The sequence below is a fragment of the Chitinophaga sp. SYP-B3965 genome (assembly GCF_009647655.1).
Lineage (GTDB): Bacteria > Bacteroidota > Bacteroidia > Chitinophagales > Chitinophagaceae > Chitinophaga.
This window is the reverse complement of record NZ_WJFD01000001.1, coordinates 2,379,895-2,400,541: the sequence shown is the minus strand read 5'-3', so window position 1 is coordinate 2,400,541 and position 20,647 is coordinate 2,379,895. Positions and strand designations below refer to the sequence as shown.

17 protein-coding genes are annotated in these 20,647 nt (G+C 47.3%); 11 read left to right on the top strand and 6 right to left on the bottom strand.

Annotated features, from left to right (window positions below; genetic code table 11):
- Positions 1 to 5: 5 nt before the first annotated feature.
- The 3 genes from GFS24_RS09235 to GFS24_RS09225 all read right to left on the bottom strand — a co-directional run bounded on the left by GFS24_RS09235 (position 6) and on the right by GFS24_RS09225 (position 7,216).
- A complete protein-coding gene (locus GFS24_RS09235) occupies positions 6 to 2,060 on the bottom strand; it encodes a hypothetical protein (protein WP_153659277.1) in 2,055 nt (684 codons plus the stop codon).
- A 104-nt stretch (positions 2,061 to 2,164) separates the two neighbouring features.
- Positions 2,165 to 3,919, bottom strand: a complete 1,755-nt coding sequence (locus tag GFS24_RS09230; protein WP_153659276.1) for a RagB/SusD family nutrient uptake outer membrane protein — start codon at positions 3,917 to 3,919, stop codon at positions 2,165 to 2,167.
- A gap of 3 nt (positions 3,920 to 3,922) precedes the next feature.
- Positions 3,923 to 7,216, bottom strand: a complete 3,294-nt coding sequence (locus GFS24_RS09225) for a TonB-dependent receptor (RefSeq protein WP_153659275.1) — start codon at positions 7,214 to 7,216, stop codon at positions 3,923 to 3,925.
- A gap of 300 nt (positions 7,217 to 7,516) precedes the next feature.
- Between GFS24_RS09225 and GFS24_RS09220 the strand changes: the two genes are divergently transcribed.
- On the top strand, positions 7,517 to 8,038 hold the full coding sequence (locus tag GFS24_RS09220; RefSeq protein ID WP_153659274.1) for a hypothetical protein: 522 nt from the start codon (positions 7,517 to 7,519) through the stop codon (positions 8,036 to 8,038).
- Positions 8,039 to 8,048: 10 nt separating this feature from the next.
- On the opposite strand, the gene GFS24_RS09215 is transcribed toward GFS24_RS09220, so the two are convergent.
- Together GFS24_RS09215 and GFS24_RS09210 are read right to left on the bottom strand one after the other, a co-directional pair.
- Entirely contained in the window at positions 8,049 to 8,612 is a 564-nt protein-coding gene (locus tag GFS24_RS09215; protein WP_153659273.1) for an alpha/beta hydrolase, read from the bottom strand.
- 5 nt (positions 8,613 to 8,617) lie between these two features.
- Positions 8,618 to 9,133 carry a dihydrofolate reductase family protein gene (locus GFS24_RS09210; protein ID WP_173003023.1) on the bottom strand — a complete coding sequence of 172 codons (516 nt, stop codon included), beginning with the start codon at positions 9,131 to 9,133 and terminating at the stop codon, positions 8,618 to 8,620.
- A 197-nt stretch (positions 9,134 to 9,330) separates the two neighbouring features.
- Between GFS24_RS09210 and GFS24_RS09205 the strand changes: the two genes are divergently transcribed.
- From GFS24_RS09205 to GFS24_RS09160, 10 genes are all read left to right on the top strand, one after another.
- Positions 9,331 to 9,843, top strand: a complete 513-nt coding sequence (locus tag GFS24_RS09205) for an RNA polymerase sigma factor (RefSeq protein WP_173003022.1) — start codon at positions 9,331 to 9,333, stop codon at positions 9,841 to 9,843.
- Between the two features lie 60 nt (positions 9,844 to 9,903).
- A complete protein-coding gene (locus tag GFS24_RS09200; RefSeq protein ID WP_153659270.1) occupies positions 9,904 to 10,818 on the top strand; it encodes a FecR family protein in 915 nt (304 codons plus the stop codon).
- Positions 10,819 to 10,857: 39 nt separating this feature from the next.
- Positions 10,858 to 13,332, top strand: a complete 2,475-nt coding sequence (locus GFS24_RS09195; protein WP_253906421.1) for a TonB-dependent siderophore receptor — start codon at positions 10,858 to 10,860, stop codon at positions 13,330 to 13,332.
- A 91-nt stretch (positions 13,333 to 13,423) separates the two neighbouring features.
- Complete coding sequence (locus GFS24_RS09190) at positions 13,424 to 14,656, top strand: sugar MFS transporter (RefSeq protein WP_153659269.1); 1,233 nt, start codon at positions 13,424 to 13,426, stop codon at positions 14,654 to 14,656.
- Between the two features lie 54 nt (positions 14,657 to 14,710).
- On the top strand, positions 14,711 to 14,956 hold the full coding sequence (locus GFS24_RS09185) for a cysteine-rich CWC family protein (protein ID WP_153659268.1): 246 nt from the start codon (positions 14,711 to 14,713) through the stop codon (positions 14,954 to 14,956).
- A gap of 39 nt (positions 14,957 to 14,995) precedes the next feature.
- On the top strand, positions 14,996 to 15,619 hold the full coding sequence (locus tag GFS24_RS09180; RefSeq protein ID WP_153659267.1) for a bifunctional 4-hydroxy-2-oxoglutarate aldolase/2-dehydro-3-deoxy-phosphogluconate aldolase: 624 nt from the start codon (positions 14,996 to 14,998) through the stop codon (positions 15,617 to 15,619).
- A 3-nt stretch (positions 15,620 to 15,622) separates the two neighbouring features.
- Positions 15,623 to 16,771, top strand: coding sequence for a galactonate dehydratase (dgoD, locus tag GFS24_RS09175; protein WP_153659266.1), 1,149 nt, complete (start codon positions 15,623 to 15,625; stop codon positions 16,769 to 16,771).
- Between the two features lie 18 nt (positions 16,772 to 16,789).
- Positions 16,790 to 18,076: an MFS transporter gene (locus tag GFS24_RS09170; protein WP_153659265.1), complete on the top strand. Its 1,287-nt coding sequence runs from the start codon at positions 16,790 to 16,792 to the stop codon at positions 18,074 to 18,076.
- On the top strand, positions 18,069 to 18,977 hold the full coding sequence (locus GFS24_RS09165; RefSeq protein ID WP_153659264.1) for a 2-dehydro-3-deoxygalactonokinase: 909 nt from the start codon (positions 18,069 to 18,071) through the stop codon (positions 18,975 to 18,977). The genes GFS24_RS09170 and GFS24_RS09165 overlap by 8 nt, the downstream gene beginning before the upstream one ends.
- 117 nt (positions 18,978 to 19,094) lie before the next feature.
- Positions 19,095 to 20,180, top strand: a complete 1,086-nt coding sequence (locus GFS24_RS09160) for a YhcG family protein (RefSeq protein WP_153659263.1) — start codon at positions 19,095 to 19,097, stop codon at positions 20,178 to 20,180.
- A gap of 56 nt (positions 20,181 to 20,236) precedes the next feature.
- Here the strand turns inward: GFS24_RS09160 and GFS24_RS09155 are convergent, their stop codons facing one another.
- A complete protein-coding gene (locus GFS24_RS09155) occupies positions 20,237 to 20,644 on the bottom strand; it encodes an EthD family reductase (protein ID WP_153659262.1) in 408 nt (135 codons plus the stop codon).
- Positions 20,645 to 20,647 lie beyond the last annotated feature (3 nt).

The window sequence follows — 20,647 nt, the reverse complement described above, 5'->3', positions numbered from 1 at the left end:
GAAGGTTAAAGTGCTTTTTTTAAGCCTTCCCATTTAACCACCCAGGAACCATCTTTGGGAAAACCAGGCGTTGGTATATTGTTGTCTCCATCCCAGCCTGCCGCCATCAGGGCAATGGCATACAGCAGCCCACCGTTCGTGGGGAAATAAGGATATGGATTCCCTCCACCTACAAAACCATGTTTATCGTAATTGTTTTTGGGCGAAGGATGTAATAACATATTGATCGCTTCATCAGCTGATCCAAGCCGGGCGGCGGTCATGGCTACCATCGGAAAGTCCCAGCCCCAGCCGGTATCAAATCTCCAGCTTGCCAGTACTTTTTTGAAAGTTGTTTTCATGATGGTTGTATCCACTCCATCACCTGGTAATAAACCATAAATGCCCACTAACGCCGGATGTTCATAATTGAAGAGGGTCCACATCTGGTTAATGTTCTCCCATTGCTCGTAGGTACCATCTTTTAAAGGGATAGGGGAGAGCTGCTGGTAAACTTTGTTCCATAACGGCTTGGCAGGAAGCCCTGCTTTCTCTCTGAATAACTGAGCTGTTCTAAGTGCATATCGCCAATACCCCAGTTCAAAAGCAGGATTCTGATCTTTGTAGTAATCATTGTTCTCTGATACAGCAGAAATGGGAGTGCCTAACACATATTCTTTCCGTAGTGAATCATAGTAAGCATAAGAGGCCAGAAAATCAGCCGATGCTTCCGTTATAGCCAGCCACTTTTCCAGCGTAGCTTTTGTAGGATGCGCGCGATAATCGAGATCTGCAAAGAAGACCGGATGTGGTTGCTGCCATACCAGGTAAGCATGAATGGGGTGCGGCCATTCTCTTCCATCGGGGCCTGTGCATTTTGGATAACGCGCACCATCATATCCTTGGGATGCCGCCCTGTTCTTTGCACCTTGTAAATTATCTTCATACACATGGAGACTGTTATTCAACAGCGGCCACCTGTCCCAGAGTGCGTAGTGAGCATTGTGCCATAAGATCATTTCATAGTGAAAGCGGCCGTACCAGCTGTTATTCACTAATCCTGTTTCCTGCGGCGGATAATTGCCTGAGGCATTTATTTTCATGGTGTATTGGGATAGCACAATACGCCTTTCCAGTTCCTTCCACCTGGGATCTTTGCTTTCAGAAAGATCAATAAAGCCGCCACTATTCCAGAAGCTTTCCCAGTATGTCGTGGAACGGGCCTTTATTTCAGCAAAGGAGGGAGTTTCGTCTGAATTGAAATCAAAAACATATTCAACCTCATTTCCACCAGAAGGAAGCAGCCTGTAACGATGCGGCATTTCTTCTTCTATTTTATTATCCTTACTCCAACGCACTTTAACTTCATATCGCATGCTGTCCATCGTACGTTGGAAAGTGGCTTCGTTAACCAGTACAGTTTGATGTAATTGCGGTTTACTATAATCAGACCCGTTGCTGAAGGCATTGAGATTGGCGTAAGGGAACTCAATGAACACGCCCAGCCTTTTAGCGGCAATCAAAGGGGATGTTATTTTAAATGCTACAATATCCTTATCAGGATCTGCTACCGTTGTTACTTTCACTGGCTGGCCCTGCACCTCAAAAGTACTGACCGCAGTGGCAGTCCAAAGATCAAAATACTGATCGGCATGTTGTATATCATGAAGTGTTACAATAGTGCCATCTTCGTTTTTTAACCATAGGCCTATCCGGCCAAGATTAAAGCGATGCGGATTACCTGCAAGCCATTCTGATAATGCCTTTTGCTTGGGATCGGGTAACTCATAGGGAATCATTCTGCCGTGTGTATCCCTCTCTGTTTTTATAAAAACGCCATTAGGAGGAGGTGTGCTATGCCAGCTCCAATGAGACATCGTTGTAAACTGATCATTGAAAGTTTGCATGCCGGTTATATCAAACCCATAGGCAAAGTTTCCGTTACCCACCTGTGTAGGGCCTGGTTCTTTAGGGTCCGTAATGTGAAAGTTATGCCGCTGAACAACTGTTTTTCTATTGATTGTTCCTGTACTGAGTTGCTGGCTGTAGGCTTTACAACTAAGAGCAACTATGAAAAACATAAACAGTTTTTTATTACACATACTAGAAATATAAGAATAATGCTGCAAAAAAAAGAGCGCTACTGTGTTTACAGTAGCGCTCTTTTTACTATTACAGTAATCTATTACCAGAGCGGATTCTGCCCCAGCGCCGGATTCCTGTCCCGCACGGCCTGCGGAATAGGATACAAATATTTAGCTTCGGTCCATTGACGTGCACCAGGATTCCACATCACTTCACCGGAAGTACCATTAGATAGTTGCAACCGTCCCACTGCAGTGGAGGGGCTTACATCTACAAATGCGATAGTGGGCGTAGTGGAAGGCGGCTTGGTGCCCTGGTAGAAACATACGTCTTTGATACCATCCGCATTCAGATCGTACTCACCCAACGCAGGAACATACATCCCGTTCATAGGAGCGCTCGCGAACAGATCGCCAAGTTTCCAGCGTCTCAGATCGTCAGGACGGAGGCCTTCAAAGATCAGCTCCACACCTCTTTCACGAAGCACTTCCAGCAATACGGGATTTGTAAATTTATTGGCAAAGAACGTGAGCATGTAAGGATCCGCCACTGTAGGTAATGTAGTAAGTGTGGCGCCTGTGATGCCCGCTCTTTTACGCAGTGCACCTATGGTGGCAGTCCAGTCTGCAGCTGTTATGGTGTTCAGTTCCGCGAGTGCTTCTGCTTTGTTGAGCAACACTTCTGCCCAGCGCATCACAATATGAGCATTGTCGTTACGGCTTTCATCATCGAAAGGGAAACGTTCGTCATAGCACCATTTGATCGGCTGATAACCTGTATAGGTCTGGCTAAAATTTGGCGGAGCAATAACGGGGGTGCCGTTTTCTGTTCTGCGGTAATCTCCCAGGCGGATAGTTTGTTTGAGCCGGAGATCACGGTCTTTCACTTCATCCACGAAAGGTGTTGTGGCATATCCTGCCTTGCTGGTGAATGGAGTACCATCCAGGTTGAGGTAGGTGTTCACAAAACGGCGTGTGAGGCTGGGGCGGTTACCATACGTAGGACTGATGAACCGGCGGTTGGCTGAACTGAAAACCTGGAGATTGCTGCTCAGCGCTACGGAAAGGATGGTCTCGTCCGTGTATGGGGATTTCGCAATGAACAACTCTCTGTATCCTCTATCCGCTGCGGCTCCTGCATGTAGGGTAAAGCCTGTGATAGCGTTCGCTTCTTTAACCACCTCCCCATACCAGGTATTGGCTGTAGCGTCGTTCTTATGATATTTGCGGAACGATGCTTCGAACAGGCAGATCCGTGTTTTGTAAGCACGGGCTACATTTTTAGTGATGAGTGTACGGCTCGCATCGTTAGCCAGCGTAATGTTCTCGATGGCATAGTTCAGGTCCGCCAGCACTTTGTCCATCACATCAAATCGGCTGTCACGCGGTGCATTCAGCTGCGTTGTGTCCATAATGTCGATTGGTTTTTCAATCCATGGCACATCACCGAATCTTTTTACTTTATCGAAATAAAACAGGGCACGGAAAAAGCGCGCTACACCAATGAAATGTGTTTTGGTGGGCACCGTGCTCTTTTCCGCGTTTTCAATGAAGTAATTGATGTTGCGCAGGCCCGTCCAGGTCCAGCCGGAGCTGGTGATAGGAGAGAGGGCGTTTGGTGCCAGGTAGTTATCCACCCCGTTCCGGGCTACCAGGTCTGAATTGTCGTCATCCTGGAATACGCCTACATCCGTGCCCGGAAGCAGGTCATAGAATGAGTTGGCATATAATTCCATGCCGCTTTCCGATCCGAATATGGCTTCATTTGTCCCGGTGTCTACCGGTACCTCGTTCAGATCACAGGAGCTGGCTGATAATAACATCACCAACACAAGTATATAGTTGAATGTCTTCATGATTTAAAAATTAAGGGTCAAACCAATTGATACCGATTTCAGCATGGGATAGTTATAACCATCGCCGCTGGTGCCACCGCCCAGATCGCGGTCTGAGCCGTAAATATTGGTCACATCCGTATCGCGTGTCCATTTGTACATAGGGCTCCAGGTCCAGAGGTTTTCTCCGGATACATACACCTTCAGGTCGCGGGCATGTATTTTAGATACGAGGCGTTGCGGGAGTGTATAACCGATCTGTATATTCCTCAGCCTGATATAGGCCGCATTTTGCAGATAACGGTCGTTGGCTACCTGTAATGCACGGCCTGTTCCCTGGGCTATATAACCCACAAGACGGGGCAGGTATGCATCGAAATTACCCAGCTCTTCGCGGAACATATTATTCTCCTGCCAGCGGGGGTATGCATTATAAGGGCGGTTGTACATTCCCCAGAAACGTGCTTCTGAAGAAGGGTACCAATCCTGTTTCATTACTCCCTGGAAGAAAGTAGAAATGAAGATCCCGTTCCAGTCGCCTGAAAGGTTCAGTCCATAAGTATAACGCGGCTCAGAGTTGCCGATAATAGTTTTATCACCTGAGTTGCCCACGCGGTTCAGGCCCTGGTAGATCATTGTTTCGTCTTTATCCAGGTTTCTGAACTTGAGATCACCTACGTAGGTTTTACGGGTATTGGTGCTGGGAATATTGGCCTGTGAAGGTGATCTGGTAATTTCATCAGTTGATCTGAATAACCCTTCTACCTGGTATCCCCAGATCTCACCTATACGCTGTCCTACATAGTAGTCACTCAGTTCCTTATCATTATTGCCGATATATTTGGTAATAATTGCCCGTGAATCGGCTAAAGTGAACCGTACACCATACCTGAAGGGTTTAGATGCCATCACAAACTGGTCGGCCCAGTTAAGAGACAGTTCCCAGCCCGTAGTTTCGAGGTCGGCATAGTTCCCTTTCGGTACATTGGTACCAAATACTTCCGGTACCTTGGGGGCAAACGTGAACATGTCCTTCGTCCAGCGCCTGTAAACATCACCTACAAATGTGAGGCGATTGTTCAGCATGGAGAAGTCGAGGCCCAGGTTGCCGGTAGTGGATGTTTCCCAGGTCAGCCCGTCTGGCACCACGCCCGGTTGGCTGGTGTATTGCGGCCTAACACCGTTGATGATACGGCCGGATTGTTGAATGACAAATTTTTCGCTAAAGGAGTAAGGGTCGATGCTGCCATTACCCAATGAACCTAAGGAGCCACGTAATTTAACATTGGACAATACCTTAGGACTCACTGACCAGAACGGTTCTTCAGACACTCTCCAACCGGCGGATACCGAAGGGAAGAACGCCCATTGTTCATTTCCGGGGAACTTGGAAGAACCATCGTAACGTCCGTTCACTTCCAGCAGGTAACGTTCGCGGAAGTTGTAGTTGATACGGTAGAACCCACCTGCGATGGCCCATTTATTGTAACCACCAGTAGTGACGATGCTCTGGCCGAGCGCCAGGCTGATATCGTCTGCAGCGCCGTAAACAACACCGTTCCTTTGTACCGTCAGATTTTTGTAAAGTGATTGTTCGTAGTTGAAACCGGCCAGGAAAGTAAAGTTATGACCACCACGGAATTGCTGTGTATAATCCGCGTAAACATTGGTGGCGTAGTAGTTGGTAGTTCTTTTCCGCTCCTGCAGATCGTTCGTATTGCCGCCGGTATAACCGATCACACCTCTTGTGCGGCTATAAGGCACCTGTATGCGGTTCTGCTGAGAGGCGATGTCGTTGCTCGAGAAGGTGAAGTCCGCGCGCACGTTTAGCTTATCATCCAGGAAGTGCGCCCAGGCGCCGGTCTTGTTTTTAAGGAAACGCTGTGTATTATCAACATTGTTCCGGCCGATGTAATAATCGCCTACGGTATAGGCTGCTGAAAATGACAGTGTGCCGTCCGGATTGAGTAACGGTGCCAGGGGATGGCCTTCGTCCGCAATATTACGGTATATACCGCTACCCTCACCAACGTTCAGCGGCTGGTGATATTTTTGCACGGAATACTCCGTGTTGTTATCGATCTGCAACCAGGAAGTTACCTGCATGCTGCTTTTCGCCCGCAGGTTATACATGTTGTAATTGTCGCTATTGTAGCGGAATAAACCATCCTGGCCATTGAATCTGCCACTCAGGTAAAAAGTAGCCTTTTCACTTCCGCCGGAAACAGACAGGTTGTGATCCTGTGCACCGAAATTCTTTTTATACAATTCATTGTACCAGTCAGTACTATAATAGTATTGATATTCACCGCCAGGGCTCACCTCTATTCTCGGCAGGGAGGGATCTTCCCATCTTCTTTTGATCTCCGCCAGATACGTGGGAGAAAAGGTGATAGTTTTATTGATGGCCGTAGGCAAACTGCCGTTGTCGTTCCATCTGGCCCAGGCATCACTGAATGCTTTGGCCCAGGGGTAGGAGTCTGTGATATTGTCCGGTGTTTCAGTCGGCGATTTGATAGCATAATTGGCGGAATAGGAAATATTTGTTTTCCCTGCTTTCGCTACTTTGGTAGTGATGAGCACTACGCCGAATGCTGCGCGTGCACCATAGATGGATGCAGACGCAGCATCTTTCAAAACGGAAATGCTTTCAATGTCGTTAGGGTTGAGTACGCGGGGATCACCTTCCACACCGTCTATCAACACCAGTGCACTACCACCTTGTCCGATCGAAGTAGTTCCGCGGATGTTAAACGAAGGTGATTGTGTAGGTTTTCCGTCCAGCATTTTCAGGTTCAGGTTAGGCACTGCGCCTACAAGACCCTGGGCCAGATTGGGTATCGGGCGGTTCTGAAATACATCAGGGCCAACCTGATCTACTGCTCCTGTGAGGTTCACTTTCTTCTGTGTACCATAACCTACTACCACTACAGCGTTGAGCGATTTTGCGTCCGCCACGAGTTGCACATTGAGCGTGCCGTCCTTGCCGGGTTTGATCTCCTGGCTGAGGAAACCGATATAGGAAAACACCAGGATCGTATTTTCATCCGGGATATTCAGCGCGTAATTACCGTTGGCATCAGTGAGCGTACCAGTGGTGGTACCTTTGATCACAATGCTCACGCCGGGTAAACCTTCGCCGGTATCGCTGAGCACCCTGCCTGTAATACGCCGGGCGGTTTGGGATACCACGGCATACGAATGCGGCGCCGGAGAAGCAGCACCTGCTTCACTTCCCAGAAGGAGCAACGCAACGCAAGCCAATGTTTTTTGAGGCACGCACCATGTCAGGTTCAGCCTTTTTTTTACGAAATGCATAGAGTTCGATTTAGATTATAGCAGTGATGATAAGCGACGAAACAGAGTTTAAAAGCACATGGTTTTATGAGAAAGGGGCGCATAGCAGAACAACGTGCTGGTAGACGTTTTCCAGCCGTTATAGTGATGTTACCTCGATTTAGTTAGCAAGGCAAAAATGGAAAAATTTTAACAGAAGTTTATGTGTGAGGGATGCAATTAACATATTCATAATCTAACCGGGGAATTCATAGCAGTATCTGTTATATTGTGTTTTTTCCCTATTTTCATCCGATGGCGAAACACTTAATGTATATCCCTATGCTTTTCCTGGCACAGTTCCTTTATGGACAAAATAATGACTGCGTCAAAAGAACAAATCATTCTCTTGCAACAAGAGTGAAAAACTATCCATTCAATCTGGCCGGCCAGATCCAATTCGTTTCCTTTGACGGCCTGGTGGAAATTACCGATAAGGATGAATTCGCCTTTAGTGATATGGTTCCTTTGACAGAAACTATAGATACCAATGTTTATTCACCTGCAAAAGAGATCAAATCACTAACACGCCTGCAGATTGATAAATTGACGGATGTTTTATATAATTATGGATTCAGAGGGCGGGTACATAGCCAGAAAACACGTTCATGTTATGATCCGCGAAATGCTATATTATTCTATGATAATGCCGGGAAGCCATTGGCATTTATAGAGATATGTTTTGAATGCCTCCAAACAAGAGAGAGTAATGAAAAGATATCATTAGGGCAAATGTGCGATCAAAAACTGGACATGCTCAAAGATCTTTTCAGAAAAGCTGGAATTGAATATGGGGTTAATTGATATTTAACCCTCAGCGTGCCTTCAGCAGTTCCTTAATATCTTTCGCTACAATTGTCAGATCATCATTAAACTGATGACCGCCTTCTTTTATTTCGCGGACGGTTGCCTGCGCCAGCTTTTGAGTGTACAAAGAGAAATGTTCAAGTGGAACCACATCATCGTCTATACTATAATACAGAAAGATGGGAATGTTTCCCGGCAACTTATCAGCAAAGTCATCTTGTAGTATAAGACCTTTCTTCCAGTCTTCATCGCCACTCCAGTATGGCGGAGCGATCAGGAAAACGCCGCTTATCCTTTTTGGGACCTTCATTTCAGACAGGTATTTAAGGATCTGAGAGGCGCCTAACGAGTGCCCCACCAAAATAACATCTCCTTTAATATCATTTATTTCTTTGCCGATCTTTCGGGGCCATTGCCATCCAAATTCCATATCACTTTCATCACGCTCCAGTTGAGGATAGCTTATTTCATAGCTGTTTCCCAACGCAGCCTTTAGTGATGCTACCAGTTTGGCATCTGCTTCGTAGCCATTATCTCCTCCTCCCTGTATAAATAATACCTGCTTTTTCATTTCAGCTAATCTTTTATTTTATAATGCAACTGAACCGTATTGTTGTTTAATTTTTTCACATCTGATAACAACAATTTATACTCAAGGTCTAACTCATCAATTAATGGCAATCCCTTGCCAAACAGCACTGGTTCTATTACCAGGATCAATTCATTTACCAATCCTGCTTTAACAAATGTGTTCACTGTTTGTGTGCCGCCGATGATCACTGCTTCCGTATGCCCCTTAGCGGCGAGCTGTGCAATGATCTTTTCCGGGCTATCGCTGGTGAACAGCACATTGGATTGGGACGGTGTGGCCTTTGTATCATGCGTCAATACCACCAGCGAACCTCCTTCCTTTAACGGCAGGTAGTCGGGCGACAGGAAGTTGTACGTTGTTTTCCCCATGATCACGGCTTGTGTGCGTTGGCTGATGTCCGCAAATCCCTGGCTGAATTCCGGGGATAACCAATCCGGTTCGTTCCTGTTGTTACTGATCTTTCCATTAGCAGAAGCAGCGAGATAGATAATGATCTTCATTTTGTATGTTTTATAATGAAACCAGCATATTGTATACCAAAAATAACTTGTTCTCATAGATCAGGCAGTCCTTTAAAATGACATTTTAAGGGGCGCTTTGTGACAGATAGCCGTGTATTTATTCCCTTCCTCGTAAAAAGTTTTCCCTTTTCGAGCAAAGGCCTCCACACCTATGCGCTATTATTGCGCCGATGGTTATGAGGGATCTATTCAAACGGTGGCAACAGGGCGACGAAAAGGCGTTCAGGGAGATCTTCGATACTTACTGGCATAGCGTTTTCACCATATTAGCACAACTCACGGGCTCTGAAGCGGATGCGGAAGAACTCGCGCAGGATATTTTCTGTTCTTTATGGGAACGGAAAGACCTGCTGTTACTGCAAGGGGAACTCTCTCATTACCTGCACCGTGCCGCCAAGATCAAGGCTATGCAATATCATCGCAACAACAGCCGTCGCAACGCTATATCCGTTATAGAACCAGGCATCGCAATATCCTCTCCGCTGCAATACAAAGAACTGGAAATAGATCTGTCACAGGCTATCGATCTCTTAAAAGAACCTGCGCGGGAGATCTTCCTGCTCAGCCACTCCCGGCAGTTAACCCAAAAAGAGATCGCAGAACGTACAGGCGTGTCCGTATCCATGATCAAGTACCATATGACCCACACACGGCACCTCCTCAAAAAGAAATTAAAACACCATTTGTAAGACGATTGTCAAAAGCGGGAAGACACCCTGACCATCCTTCCATTTTGGGAACTATAGGGTATGGACAAACGCCTATTGGAGAAATATTTTGCGGGCACCTGTTCTGCTGCAGAGCGGCAGGCTGTAGAAAACTGGCTCTCACAATACAACGAACTGCCCGAAACCGGCGAGCCCGGAAACCCGGTGCAGCAGGCAGCCGCATGGGAATCACTCCAGGAGCGGACGATCCTTCGCCGCAAGGTATTTCCCCTGGCGCGCATAGCGGTGGCGGCTTCCTTGTTGCTGGCAATTTCCGTGGGTGCTTTCTTCCTCCTGCGCCCATCGCCTCAGCCTCAGCTGAGCTGGCAAACTGTTCGCAACCCCGGTGGCCGTATCATGAAAGTATCCTTACCGGATGGGTCGTGGGTACAACTGAATGGAGGTGGAGAGATACAATATCCTTCAGTGTTTGAAGGCGGAAGGCGTACAGTACACATGCTGGCTGGTGAAGCGTTCTTCGATATCAACCGGCAGGAACAGCCTTTCATTGTACAGACCGGTGAGGGTAGCGCTGTGCAGGTACTTGGCACGAGGTTCAACATACAGCATCTGCCTTCATCCATGCTGGCCATCACGCTTACTTCAGGTAAGATCCGTTTCGAAGCGTCCGGTCAGCCTGCCCGCGTGCTGACGCCGGGAGAACAGCTGCTGTATACAATGAACGAACGCCGTATCACAGAAGTGAAGCAGGTGGACACAATAGCCGCAGCGGGTTGGCAGCAGGGAGTGTTATTGTTCCGCGATACGGATCTGGCAGATGTGCTGGATGTAGTAGAGCGCTATTATGGTGTCCATTTCGTGCAAGGGAAACTGAGGCCCCAGCGATTATCCGCGCGGTTTTCGGACAAATCATTGGAGGAAGTGTTACGCCTTATCGGCAACGCAACAGACCTTCATTTTGAACGGCAGGGAGATAACATTTATATCCGTCCATAAAATACATGTTTCCATTATCATTTAAAAACAACTAATAGTATGAAAAATTATGGCTTTTCAAGAGCCATCCCTATGCTCTTGATCTTATGCCTGATGCTGCCGGCAACATTCCGCGCAGCAGCGCAACAGCCGGATCCGCAGATCACTGTCAGCCGTCATCAACTAACCGTTAAGCAGATCATTGAAGAAGTACAAAAGCAAACCAGCTATAGCTTTACCTGGAGCAGTCGTTATTCCGATGTTCAGAAAACAGTTTTCCTTACTTCCCTGACTATAGGCCTGGAAGCACTTTTACAGGAAATGAGCAAACAGGCCGGCCTCCGCTTTGTGCGTACCGGCGACCAGATCGTAGTGCGTACCAGCGCTGTCACAAAAGACCGGCCAACGCAGCGGGACGAGGATGATGACATCCGCCAGCTGCAGGAGTTTGAGGTGAGCACCTACCGCAACCGCTTCGCCAGATCCGGCAGCGAATACGTAGCTAAGCTGCCGCTAAAGAAAATGGAAAACCCGCAGGTATATTCCACCATCACCGCTGATCTCCTGAAAGAACAGATGGTCATGGATTTTGGCTATGCCATGAAAAACACACCCGGCCTTTATAAAATGCAGGGTAGCCGTGGTATCAATACAGACGGTGCTTCCGTTTTCATTCTCAGGGGTTTCAGAACAGAAGCATCACTGATGGATGGCATGCCTGCACAGACCAACGGAGAGATCGACCCTGCTCACATCGCCCGCATCGAAGTGCTGAAAGGCCCTTCCGCCACGTTGTTCGGCAGCTCGCTCACTTCCTTCGGCGGCCTCATCAATACGATCACTAAAAAGCCCCTGGACCATTTCGGCGGAGAACTGAGTTACAGCACCGGCAGCTTCCAGCTCAACCGCCTGACTGCAGACGTGTATAGTCCCATCAACCGGGATAGCAGCCTGCTCTTACGCATCAATGCAGCCTATCAGAATCAGCAATCATTCCAGGACGCCGGTTTCCGGAAAACTGTTTTCGTGGCGCCGGCATTAAGTTACCAGGTGAATGATCGCATGCAGGTGGAAATGAACGCAGAATTCTATTCATCAGAAGCCACCAGTTCACCTTCCGTTTTCCTGAACAGAACACGTCCTTTTCTGGTGCATAGCCCTGCTGAATTAGGCTACGACTGGAAGCGGTCCTATACTGCCAACGACCTTACGATGAAAACGCCTACCGTTAACGCACGGGCACGCGTCACTTACCGGTTGTCTGATAACTGGACTTCGCAAACATTGCTGTCGTCCAACACCCGCAGATCTAACGGGTACTATCAGTACCAGTTCATCCGGAAAGCCACGGAAGATTCGCTGGAACGGAACGTAGTGTTAATGAATACGGTCAACTCTGCGATCAATGTACAGCAGAACTTCACCGGCGATTTCCACATCGGCAGGTTCCGCAACCGCCTGGTAGTGGGGCTGGATTACCTGGCCATCAAAGCAGAGAACGACAACTCTCCTTACATCGTGTTCGACTTCGTTAACGCCTTGCGCAACGATGATCCCAACTACGTGAAAATTTCCCGTACTGCCGTAGACGCCAGGCTGGCCGCCAGTACTGCTGCGCCTACACGTACTTACAGCAATACGAACACCTACAGCATATATGCGTCTGACGTGATCAATATCACGGACCGGTTGCTGGCCATGCTAAGCCTGCGTGTGGACAGATTCGAAGGGCTTGGAACAATGAACCGTGCCACCAACAGCAAACTCGCCAACAGCGAGTACAAGCAAACGGCACTGTCCCCCAAGTTCGGCATCGTGTACCAGGTGGTGAAAGACCAGGTATCACTGTTCGGTAACTACATGAACGGATTCGCCAACGTTACACCGGTAACGCAGCCCCTGCCGGACATCTCCGGCACCTTCAAACCCCAGCAGGCCAATCAGTGGGAGGGCGGTGTGAAACTGAGCCTCTTTAACAACATGCTGGACCTTACCGCCAGTTATTACGACATCACGGTGACCAATATGACCCGTACGGAAGAGATCACGCGCGACAATACCAAATATGCCATAACGGTACAGAACGGTACGCAAACCAGCCGCGGATTTGAACTGGAGCTGATCGCCACCCCGGCTCCCGGCCTGAATATCATCGCCGGTTACGGTTACAACGACAGTAAGCTGATCAAAGCTGCCAAAGGTGTAGATAACAGGCGCCCGCCTTCCGCAGGACCGGCCAACCTGTTCAATACCTGGATCAGCTACACGCTGCACGCAGGCAAATTGAAAGGTCTTGGCGCAGGAATCGGAGGCAACTACATCGGTGAGCACATCTTCGCCAACAACGATGCCACGGGCCTCTTCATCCTGCCTTCCTACACGCTGGTGAACGCCACGGTGTTTTATGACGCGCCGCGTTACCGCCTGGGCCTGAAAATAGATAACATCACAGATGAGCTGTATTTCGCCGGTCAGGGTGTACTCACCCCACAGCTGCCACGGAATTTTGCGGCAACAGTAGCGGTGAAGTTCTGATTTTTGTAAGCATAGTACTTTTGTTTATGAGAAAATTTAGATATGTTTGTTAGATTAGCATATTCCCGTTTTGAAAAAAAAATGAAAATCTATGACCAATGCCAATGTTAACAGAGGTGCCTTATTTACAGGAAGCTGTTTCGCTTTAATCACCACCGCGTTTACCTTCTCTATACGGGCAGGTATTTTACCTCAGCTCGGTGCTCAGTTTGACCTTAGCGCAGAACAACTTGGTTTTATCAACCTCATGTTCTTTTTAGGGTTTCCTATTTCAATGATCATCGGAGGTTTGGTATACCATACTTTCGGCCCGAAAAGAATTATGCAGGTAGCGTTCGTTACGCATACCATTGGTATTTTGATGACAATATTTTCAGGCGGGTATGCAAGCCTCCTGATATCCACCCTTTTTATCGGGTTTGGTAACGGCTGTACCGAAGCTGCCTGTAATCCTTTGATCGCAGATGCTTATGCCGGTCGTGATATGAATAAGATGCTGAACAGGTTCCACATGTGGTTCCCTGGCGGTATTGTGATAGGATCACTGATCTCTAAATTCATGACCGATATGGGATATGGATGGCAGGCGCAGATGTGGGTAACGATGGTGCCTACTGTTATCTATGCGGTGTTGTTCTACGGAAAAACTTTTGTGGTAGCAAAAGAGGAGATAGGCGTTTCCCTTTCACAGAATTTCAGGGCTATGCTGAGTCCGCTTTTCCTCTTCTTATTTGCCTGTATGGCCTTAACGGCGATCACAGAGTTCGGTCCCAATCAGTGGGTAAGTGTTATTATGAGTAACAGTGGCGCCAGCCCGATGCTGATCCTTGCATTAACCAGCGGGCTGATGGCAGTGGGCAGGTTCTTTGCCGGTCCTGCAGTGAGGGCATTAGGCCAAACGGGTGTGCTGTTAGCTTCCGCTATTTTAGCAGCTATTGGTATCTATATGTTCAGCACCGTAACAGGCCCGCTTGCATATGTTGCAACGGTGATATTCGCGTTGGGTGTATGTTATTTCTGGCCGGTGATGATCGGTTCAGTAGCACAACGGGTACCGGAGAGCGGTGCTTTGGGTATGTCTATTGTGGGTGGAGTAGGTATGTTTTCCACGGCAATATTTCAACCATTGATCGGTAACTGGATTGATTCGGCCAGAGCAACGAAAGCTGCAACCGGTCTTACTGGTGGAGAACTGGAACTGGCAGCAGGTCAGGCCACACTGGTGAACATGCTCACCTTCCCTTGTATCCTGATCGTTTTATTTATCATTTTATTCATCTGGCAACGAAAGGTTGCTGTTGCTCCCGGAGCAGCTGCACATTAATAAAAAAAAAGCCGTCTCAAAAGAAGAGACGGCTTTTTTGTTTTATCTTCAACTATGTGCGAACACGAAAAAAAATCCTGTCCCCGTTGCAATAATGGCTTTGAATGTAAAGTAGGTTCTATCCTGCTTTGCCAGTGTACAGCCGTTACCCTTACACAGGATGAACGTGATTATATTTCCACTTGTTATGCGGACTGCCTCTGTGCAGCCTGCCTGAAAGAAATGAAAGCTGCTTATCACAAGCAAAGTTTCAGGAGTAAGCTGTATAAGATATCTGCACTGCTTTTCTCTAAGAAGTAACCCGCCGCATTTATTTTCTTTCTTTTTATCTTACCATTCATGTCCACGCTCTCACAAATACTCGAACACAAGATCATTGCCATTATCCGTGGTGTGCAGCCGCAAGATGTGCTGCCACTGGCAGAGGCGATGTACGCAGGCGGCATCCGCTTGCTGGAAGTAACCATGAATTCCATCGAACCGCTGGCCGTTATCAGAGAAGTATCCGCCAAAATGGGCGATAAAATGATCATCGGCGCAGGCACCGTGCTGGATGCTGCTACCGCCCGGGAAGCAGCCGCGGCAGGAGCCCGTTTCCTGCTTTCGCCCATACTGGAACCGGAAGTGATCAAAGCAGCCCGGGAACTTGGTGTGGTGAGTATCCCCGGTGCATACACGGCCACTGAAATTTATGCAGCGTACAAACAGGGCGCAGACATGATCAAAGTATTCCCGGCTACTTCCGCTGCTTACATCAAAGATATTATGGCGCCGCTGCCTAAAATGCACCTGTTGCCTACAGGCGGTATTACGCCGGAGAATATTAAAGACTTCCAGAAAGCCGGAGCTGCGGGTTTTGGTATTGGCAGTGCGTTGGTAAATGCCAGGGCAGCTGTTACACCGGAGTATCTTCAACAATTAACAGAAAAGTCGCGGCAGTTCATCCGCGCTATTCAAGCATAAAGTATGAAAATAAAAAGCTACGAACTCTTCCAGGTGCCGCCGCGCTGGCTGTTCCTGAAGATAGAAACAGACGAAGGTATCATTGGCTGGGGAGAGCCTGTGATCGAAGGAAAAGCCGCTACTGTTAAAGCTGCGGTGGATGAATTGATGGAATACCTGATAGGCAAAGACCCGATGCATATCGAAGACCATTGGAACGTGATGTACCGCGCCGGCTTTTACCGCGGTGGTCCCATCCTCATGAGCGCCATTGCCGGCATCGACCAGGCACTGTGGGACATCAAAGGGAAATATTACAACGCCCCCGTTCACCAGTTACTGGGTGGCAAAGCAAGAGATAAAATGAAAGTCTACTCCTGGATCGGAGGAGACCGTCCTGCAGAAGTGGGAGCTGCCGCCCGTAAAATGAAGGAACAGGGTTTTCTGGCCGTAAAGATGAATGCCACAGAAGAACTGCAATACGTAGACAGTTATGAAAAAATAGACGCTGCCATTGCGCGCATTGCCGCTGTGCGGGAAGCCGTAGGGCCGGGTATGGGCATTGGTATAGACTTTCACGGCCGGGTACACAAACCCATGGCCAAAATACTCGCCAAAGAACTGGAGCCCTTCCGCCCCATGTTCATTGAAGAGCCGGTACTGCCGGAGAATAATGAAGACCTGCGCGAAATAGCACAGCATGTATCCATTCCCATTGCCACCGGTGAACGCATGTTTTCCAAATGGCAATTCAAAACACTACTGAAAGAAGGATACGCAGATATTATTCAACCGGATGTTTCCCATGCCGGCGGCATCACCGAATGCAAAAAGATCATTTCCATGGCGGAGGCATTTGATGTGGCAGCAGCGCCGCATTGTCCATTAGGCCCCATTGCACTGGCCGCCTGCCTGCAGGTGGATGCTACCTGTCATAATGCTTTTATACAGGAACAAAGCCTGGGTATTCACTACAACCAGGGCAGTGATCTGCTGGATTACCTCGCAGATAAAACGGTGTTCCAATACAAGGATGGTTATGTGGACATTCCCTCCAAACCCGGTCTCGGCATAGAGATCAACGAAGCGCATGTACGAAAAATGGCCGAAGAAGGGCACAACTGGCGCAACCCCGTGTGGCGCCATACAGACGGCAGTGTAGCGGAATGGTAAACACAGATCTGCAAAAAAATGAAACCTACTAAAATACGTTACCAGGTACTGTTCCTGATCTTTGTGAACGTGGTGATCAACTACATGGACAGAAGCAACCTGGCCGTAGCCGCTTCTGAAATAGACAAGGAATTTGAACTCACATCCGTGCAGCTGGGACTGATCTTTTCCGCCTTCAGCTGGACGTACCTTGCCTTCCAGATCCCGGGCGGCATACTGGTGAACCGTTTCAGCCCGCGCATCCTGTATGCCTTCAGCCTCATTGCCTGGTCACTTACTACCGTGATGCAGGGATTTGCAAAAGGTTTTATCAGCCTCTTCAGCCTCCGCATGGCCACCGGCATATTTGAAGCACCAGCCTTTCCGATCAACAACCGGGTAGTGAGTAACTGGTTCCCCGACAATGAGCGGGCTTCCGCCATTGCTGTGTACACCTCCGGCCAGTTCCTGGGTCTTGCTTTCCTGATGCCCGTGTTGTCAAAGATCCAGTTGGAAGTAGGGTGGAAGGGGTTGTTTGTGGTGACGGGTGTTATTGGTATTATATGGGGCATTATATGGTACGTGTTCTACAGAGATCCGCTTAAACACAAAGCCGTCAACGAAGCGGAATTACAGCACATAGAGAGCGGAGGTGGCATGCTGGACAAACAGCAGGCCGCAGCCGAAAAGAAAACCGCTTTCCGCTGGACGGACCTCAAAGCCGTGCTTTCTCATCGTAAACTCTGGGGTATTTATATTGGCCAGTTTGCAGTGAATTCCACCCTCTGGTTTTTCCTCACCTGGTTTCCGAAATACCTCGTAGACTATCGCGGTCTTGATTTCATCAAATCAGGCTACTGGGCCTCCGTACCTTACCTCGCAGCATTTATCGGTATTTTGTGTTCCGGCTTTTTATCTGATTACCTGGTGAAGAAAGGTGTGTCTCCTGCAAAAGCGCGCAAGCGGCCTATCATTATAGGGTTATTGTTATCCGCCTTCATACTGGGTGCTAACTATGTAAGCCTGCCGGGGCTCATCATCTTTTTTATGTCACTATCTTTTTTTGGAGTAGGTTTTGCTTCCATCACCTGGATCTTTGTATCTACGTTACCACCCAAACATCTCATCAATCTTACAGGCGGTGTGTTTAATTTCATTGGCCAGCTGGCAGGTATTATCGTGCCCATTGTAATAGGTTTCCTGGCCAGTGGTGGCAGCTTCGCGCCGGCATTGGTATTTGTAGCAGTGCTGGGACTGCTGGGTGCATGCTCATATATTTTCCTGGTAGGAAATGTAGAACGGATAAAAACAGGAGAGGATGAATAGTTATTTTTTAAGCTGCGACTGGGGCACTACTTCCTTTCGTTTACGACTGGTGGAAGCCGGTAGTCTCAAAGTAATAGCAGAAGAAAGATCAGGCACCGGTATTGCCGGCACTTACCAGTTATGGCAGAAAACATCTTTGCCGCGTGAGGATTACTTTGCTGCTATTATCAATGCGCAGATAAATGTACTCTCGGAAAAAACCGGCATTCCACTGCAGGAAGTACCGGTGGTTTTGTCCGGCATGGCTTCTTCCAGCATTGGTATGGTAGAGCTTCCCTATAAAGAATTGCCCTTTAATCTGAGCGGAGCAGATCTGGCTGTACATCGCTACAACCGGTTCATTATTATTTCCGGTGTTTGTAGTAAAGATGATGTGATGCGTGGTGAGGAAACGAAAGTGGTGGGCTGCGGGTTGCCGGATACAACACAGGAACAGTGGTTGCTGATGCCGGGCACACATCCCAAACACGTAGTAGTGAATCGCGGACAGGTAGTTCGTTTTCAAACCTTCATGACAGGGGAGTTTTTTGATCTTCTTTCGACTCACAGCATTCTGGCCGCATCCATAGGCGGCGATAGTGCGCTGGACTGTGATGGCTTTATAGAAGGACTGCATGCCGGGTGGGCAGGAAATCTGCTGCATACTGCGTTTATGGTACGCACTAATCAGTTACTCAAAAAAATATCTCCCGCTCATAACCGTTCTTATTTAAGCGGCCTGCTCATAGGTGCTGAACTGAAAGCAGTACCGCTTAATATACCCGTGTACGTGGTGGCAGGGCCACTGCATACCCCGCTTTACACCCTGGCCTGCCAGCTATTGAACATTCCCGTGGCGGCGGTAATAGATGCAGATGAGGCGCTGATACGCGGTCAATGGGCTGTTATTGCTGATTTGTGAAGATCGTGGAACTTATATCTCTAGCTTAATTCAATAACAGCATTTTAACACTTCTAATGTGAAGTATTTTCTAAATAGCAATTGTTAACCTTTACAATGTTAAAATCTATTTAGAAGATGATTACAAATTTTGAAGTGCTCAGCAATAAAATAAGCGGCACTAGTAAAGTTTTCCTGGATAAGGCACGCAAGCAAGTGAATTCTGCATACACTATGAGAAATTGGCTCATCGGACATTACATAGTGGAGTATGAGCAGCATGGAGAAGACAAAGCTGTATATGGCGATAGGTTATTGGAAAAATTAGCCGATAATCTAAAGGAAAATGGAGCGCAGGGAATGTCCGGTACTAATCTTAGATTATTCCGTCAATTTTATATTCTTTACCCCCAAATTCATCAGACACTGTCTGATGAATTTCAATCAATTGATTTTCAATCTGTTGTTGTGGATCGGACAATGCCTAATCGGATATATGGTTCTTCGAAAGAATTATTATCAAAGTTATCTTTTTCGCATTTTATAGAGTTGTTCAAGGCAGACACAGATGCTAAGCGCATATTCTATGAGGCAGAGGCTATTAGAAATAATTGGTCTGTACGCGAATTGCAGCGTGCTATGAATAGCCTTTTGTATGAAAGAACTGGTTTAAGCATAGATAAGCCACTTATCGTAGAAAAAAAGGATCGCGAGGTCTTGATACCAGAGAATTTTTTTCGGGATCCATATATGTTAGAGTTTCTTGGGCTGAAAGAGAAGACCCAATACACAGAAAGTGATTTGGAATCGTCTATTATTGACCATCTACAATCGTTCCTGTTAGAATTAGGTAAGGGATTTTGTTTCGAGTCCAGGCAAAAACGTATTACGTTTGACAATACGCATTATCGCATAGATCTGGTCTTTTATCATCGGATACTAAAATGCCATGTTCTCGTTGACCTGAAAATGGGAGAGTTTTCGCATGCGGATGCAGGGCAAATGAATGTCTATTTGAATTATTATAAAGAAAATGAAATGACTACCGGAGATAATCCACCGATAGGTATAATACTTTGCGCAGGTAAAAATGAAACTTTGGTGAAGTATGCTACAGCTGGATTAGCACATAAGCTATTTGTTTCAAAATATATGATTAACCTGCCAAGTGAGGACGAATTGGTACAAGTATTAGAAGAAGAAAGTGAGCGAATAAATAATTAAAAACAGGCAGCCACTTCAATTCGTCCGAAAAGGCCATGCTGGATCAACTTTTAATGTCATTGAAGCACTTCGCTGATCTGAATAACTGGCCGGATATTGGTGTATTTGGGAAAATCAGCCCTGATCTCTTCTACATGTGGTGCAAGGCCTTTCTCGTAATCAGAAAGTTTGTCAAAATACAAATAACCAATTGCGAGAAACGGAACAGGCGTATCCGGCATCCCGCTTGCTATTCCTTTATCAATAGCTATATGTTTCAGTCCATCACCCATAAAAGAGGCTACCAACGGCATATGTTTCTTTGTATAGTAGTCCATATCAAATGTTTTCCCTTCTCCATTTGGATAAAGGATTGTTACTTTGATCATTCCTTTTTTTACTTTGAAGGTGTCTGTAGGCTGAGCTTTCAGGGAACTAAAAGAAAGCACGAAAAATAAGAGGGTTAAAATAGATCGGGTTTTCATGTT

Coding starts and splice junctions, on each gene's coding strand:
- GFS24_RS09205 (WP_173003022.1), top strand. CDS start 9,331: ATGAGGGATCTATTCAAACGGTGGCAACAGGGCGACGAAAAGGCGTTC.
- GFS24_RS09155 (WP_153659262.1), bottom strand. CDS start 20,644: ATGAAAACCCGATCTATTTTAACCCTCTTATTTTTCGTGCTTTCTTTT.
- GFS24_RS09215 (WP_153659273.1), bottom strand. CDS start 8,612: ATGAAAAAGCAGGTATTATTTATACAGGGAGGAGGAGATAATGGCTAC.
- GFS24_RS09185 (WP_153659268.1), top strand. CDS start 14,711: ATGTGCGAACACGAAAAAAAATCCTGTCCCCGTTGCAATAATGGCTTT.
- GFS24_RS09190 (WP_153659269.1), top strand. CDS start 13,424: ATGACCAATGCCAATGTTAACAGAGGTGCCTTATTTACAGGAAGCTGT.
- GFS24_RS09195 (WP_253906421.1), top strand. CDS start 10,858: ATGAAAAATTATGGCTTTTCAAGAGCCATCCCTATGCTCTTGATCTTA.
- GFS24_RS09170 (WP_153659265.1), top strand. CDS start 16,790: ATGAAACCTACTAAAATACGTTACCAGGTACTGTTCCTGATCTTTGTG.
- GFS24_RS09160 (WP_153659263.1), top strand. CDS start 19,095: ATGATTACAAATTTTGAAGTGCTCAGCAATAAAATAAGCGGCACTAGT.
- GFS24_RS09180 (WP_153659267.1), top strand. CDS start 14,996: ATGTCCACGCTCTCACAAATACTCGAACACAAGATCATTGCCATTATC.
- GFS24_RS09235 (WP_153659277.1), bottom strand. CDS start 2,060: ATGTTTTTCATAGTTGCTCTTAGTTGTAAAGCCTACAGCCAGCAACTC.
- GFS24_RS09225 (WP_153659275.1), bottom strand. CDS start 7,216: ATGCATTTCGTAAAAAAAAGGCTGAACCTGACATGGTGCGTGCCTCAA.
- GFS24_RS09220 (WP_153659274.1), top strand. CDS start 7,517: ATGCTTTTCCTGGCACAGTTCCTTTATGGACAAAATAATGACTGCGTC.
- GFS24_RS09165 (WP_153659264.1), top strand. CDS start 18,069: ATGAATAGTTATTTTTTAAGCTGCGACTGGGGCACTACTTCCTTTCGT.
- GFS24_RS09210 (WP_173003023.1), bottom strand. CDS start 9,133: ATGAAGATCATTATCTATCTCGCTGCTTCTGCTAATGGAAAGATCAGT.
- GFS24_RS09200 (WP_153659270.1), top strand. CDS start 9,904: ATGGACAAACGCCTATTGGAGAAATATTTTGCGGGCACCTGTTCTGCT.
- GFS24_RS09230 (WP_153659276.1), bottom strand. CDS start 3,919: ATGAAGACATTCAACTATATACTTGTGTTGGTGATGTTATTATCAGCC.
- dgoD (WP_153659266.1), top strand. CDS start 15,623: ATGAAAATAAAAAGCTACGAACTCTTCCAGGTGCCGCCGCGCTGGCTG.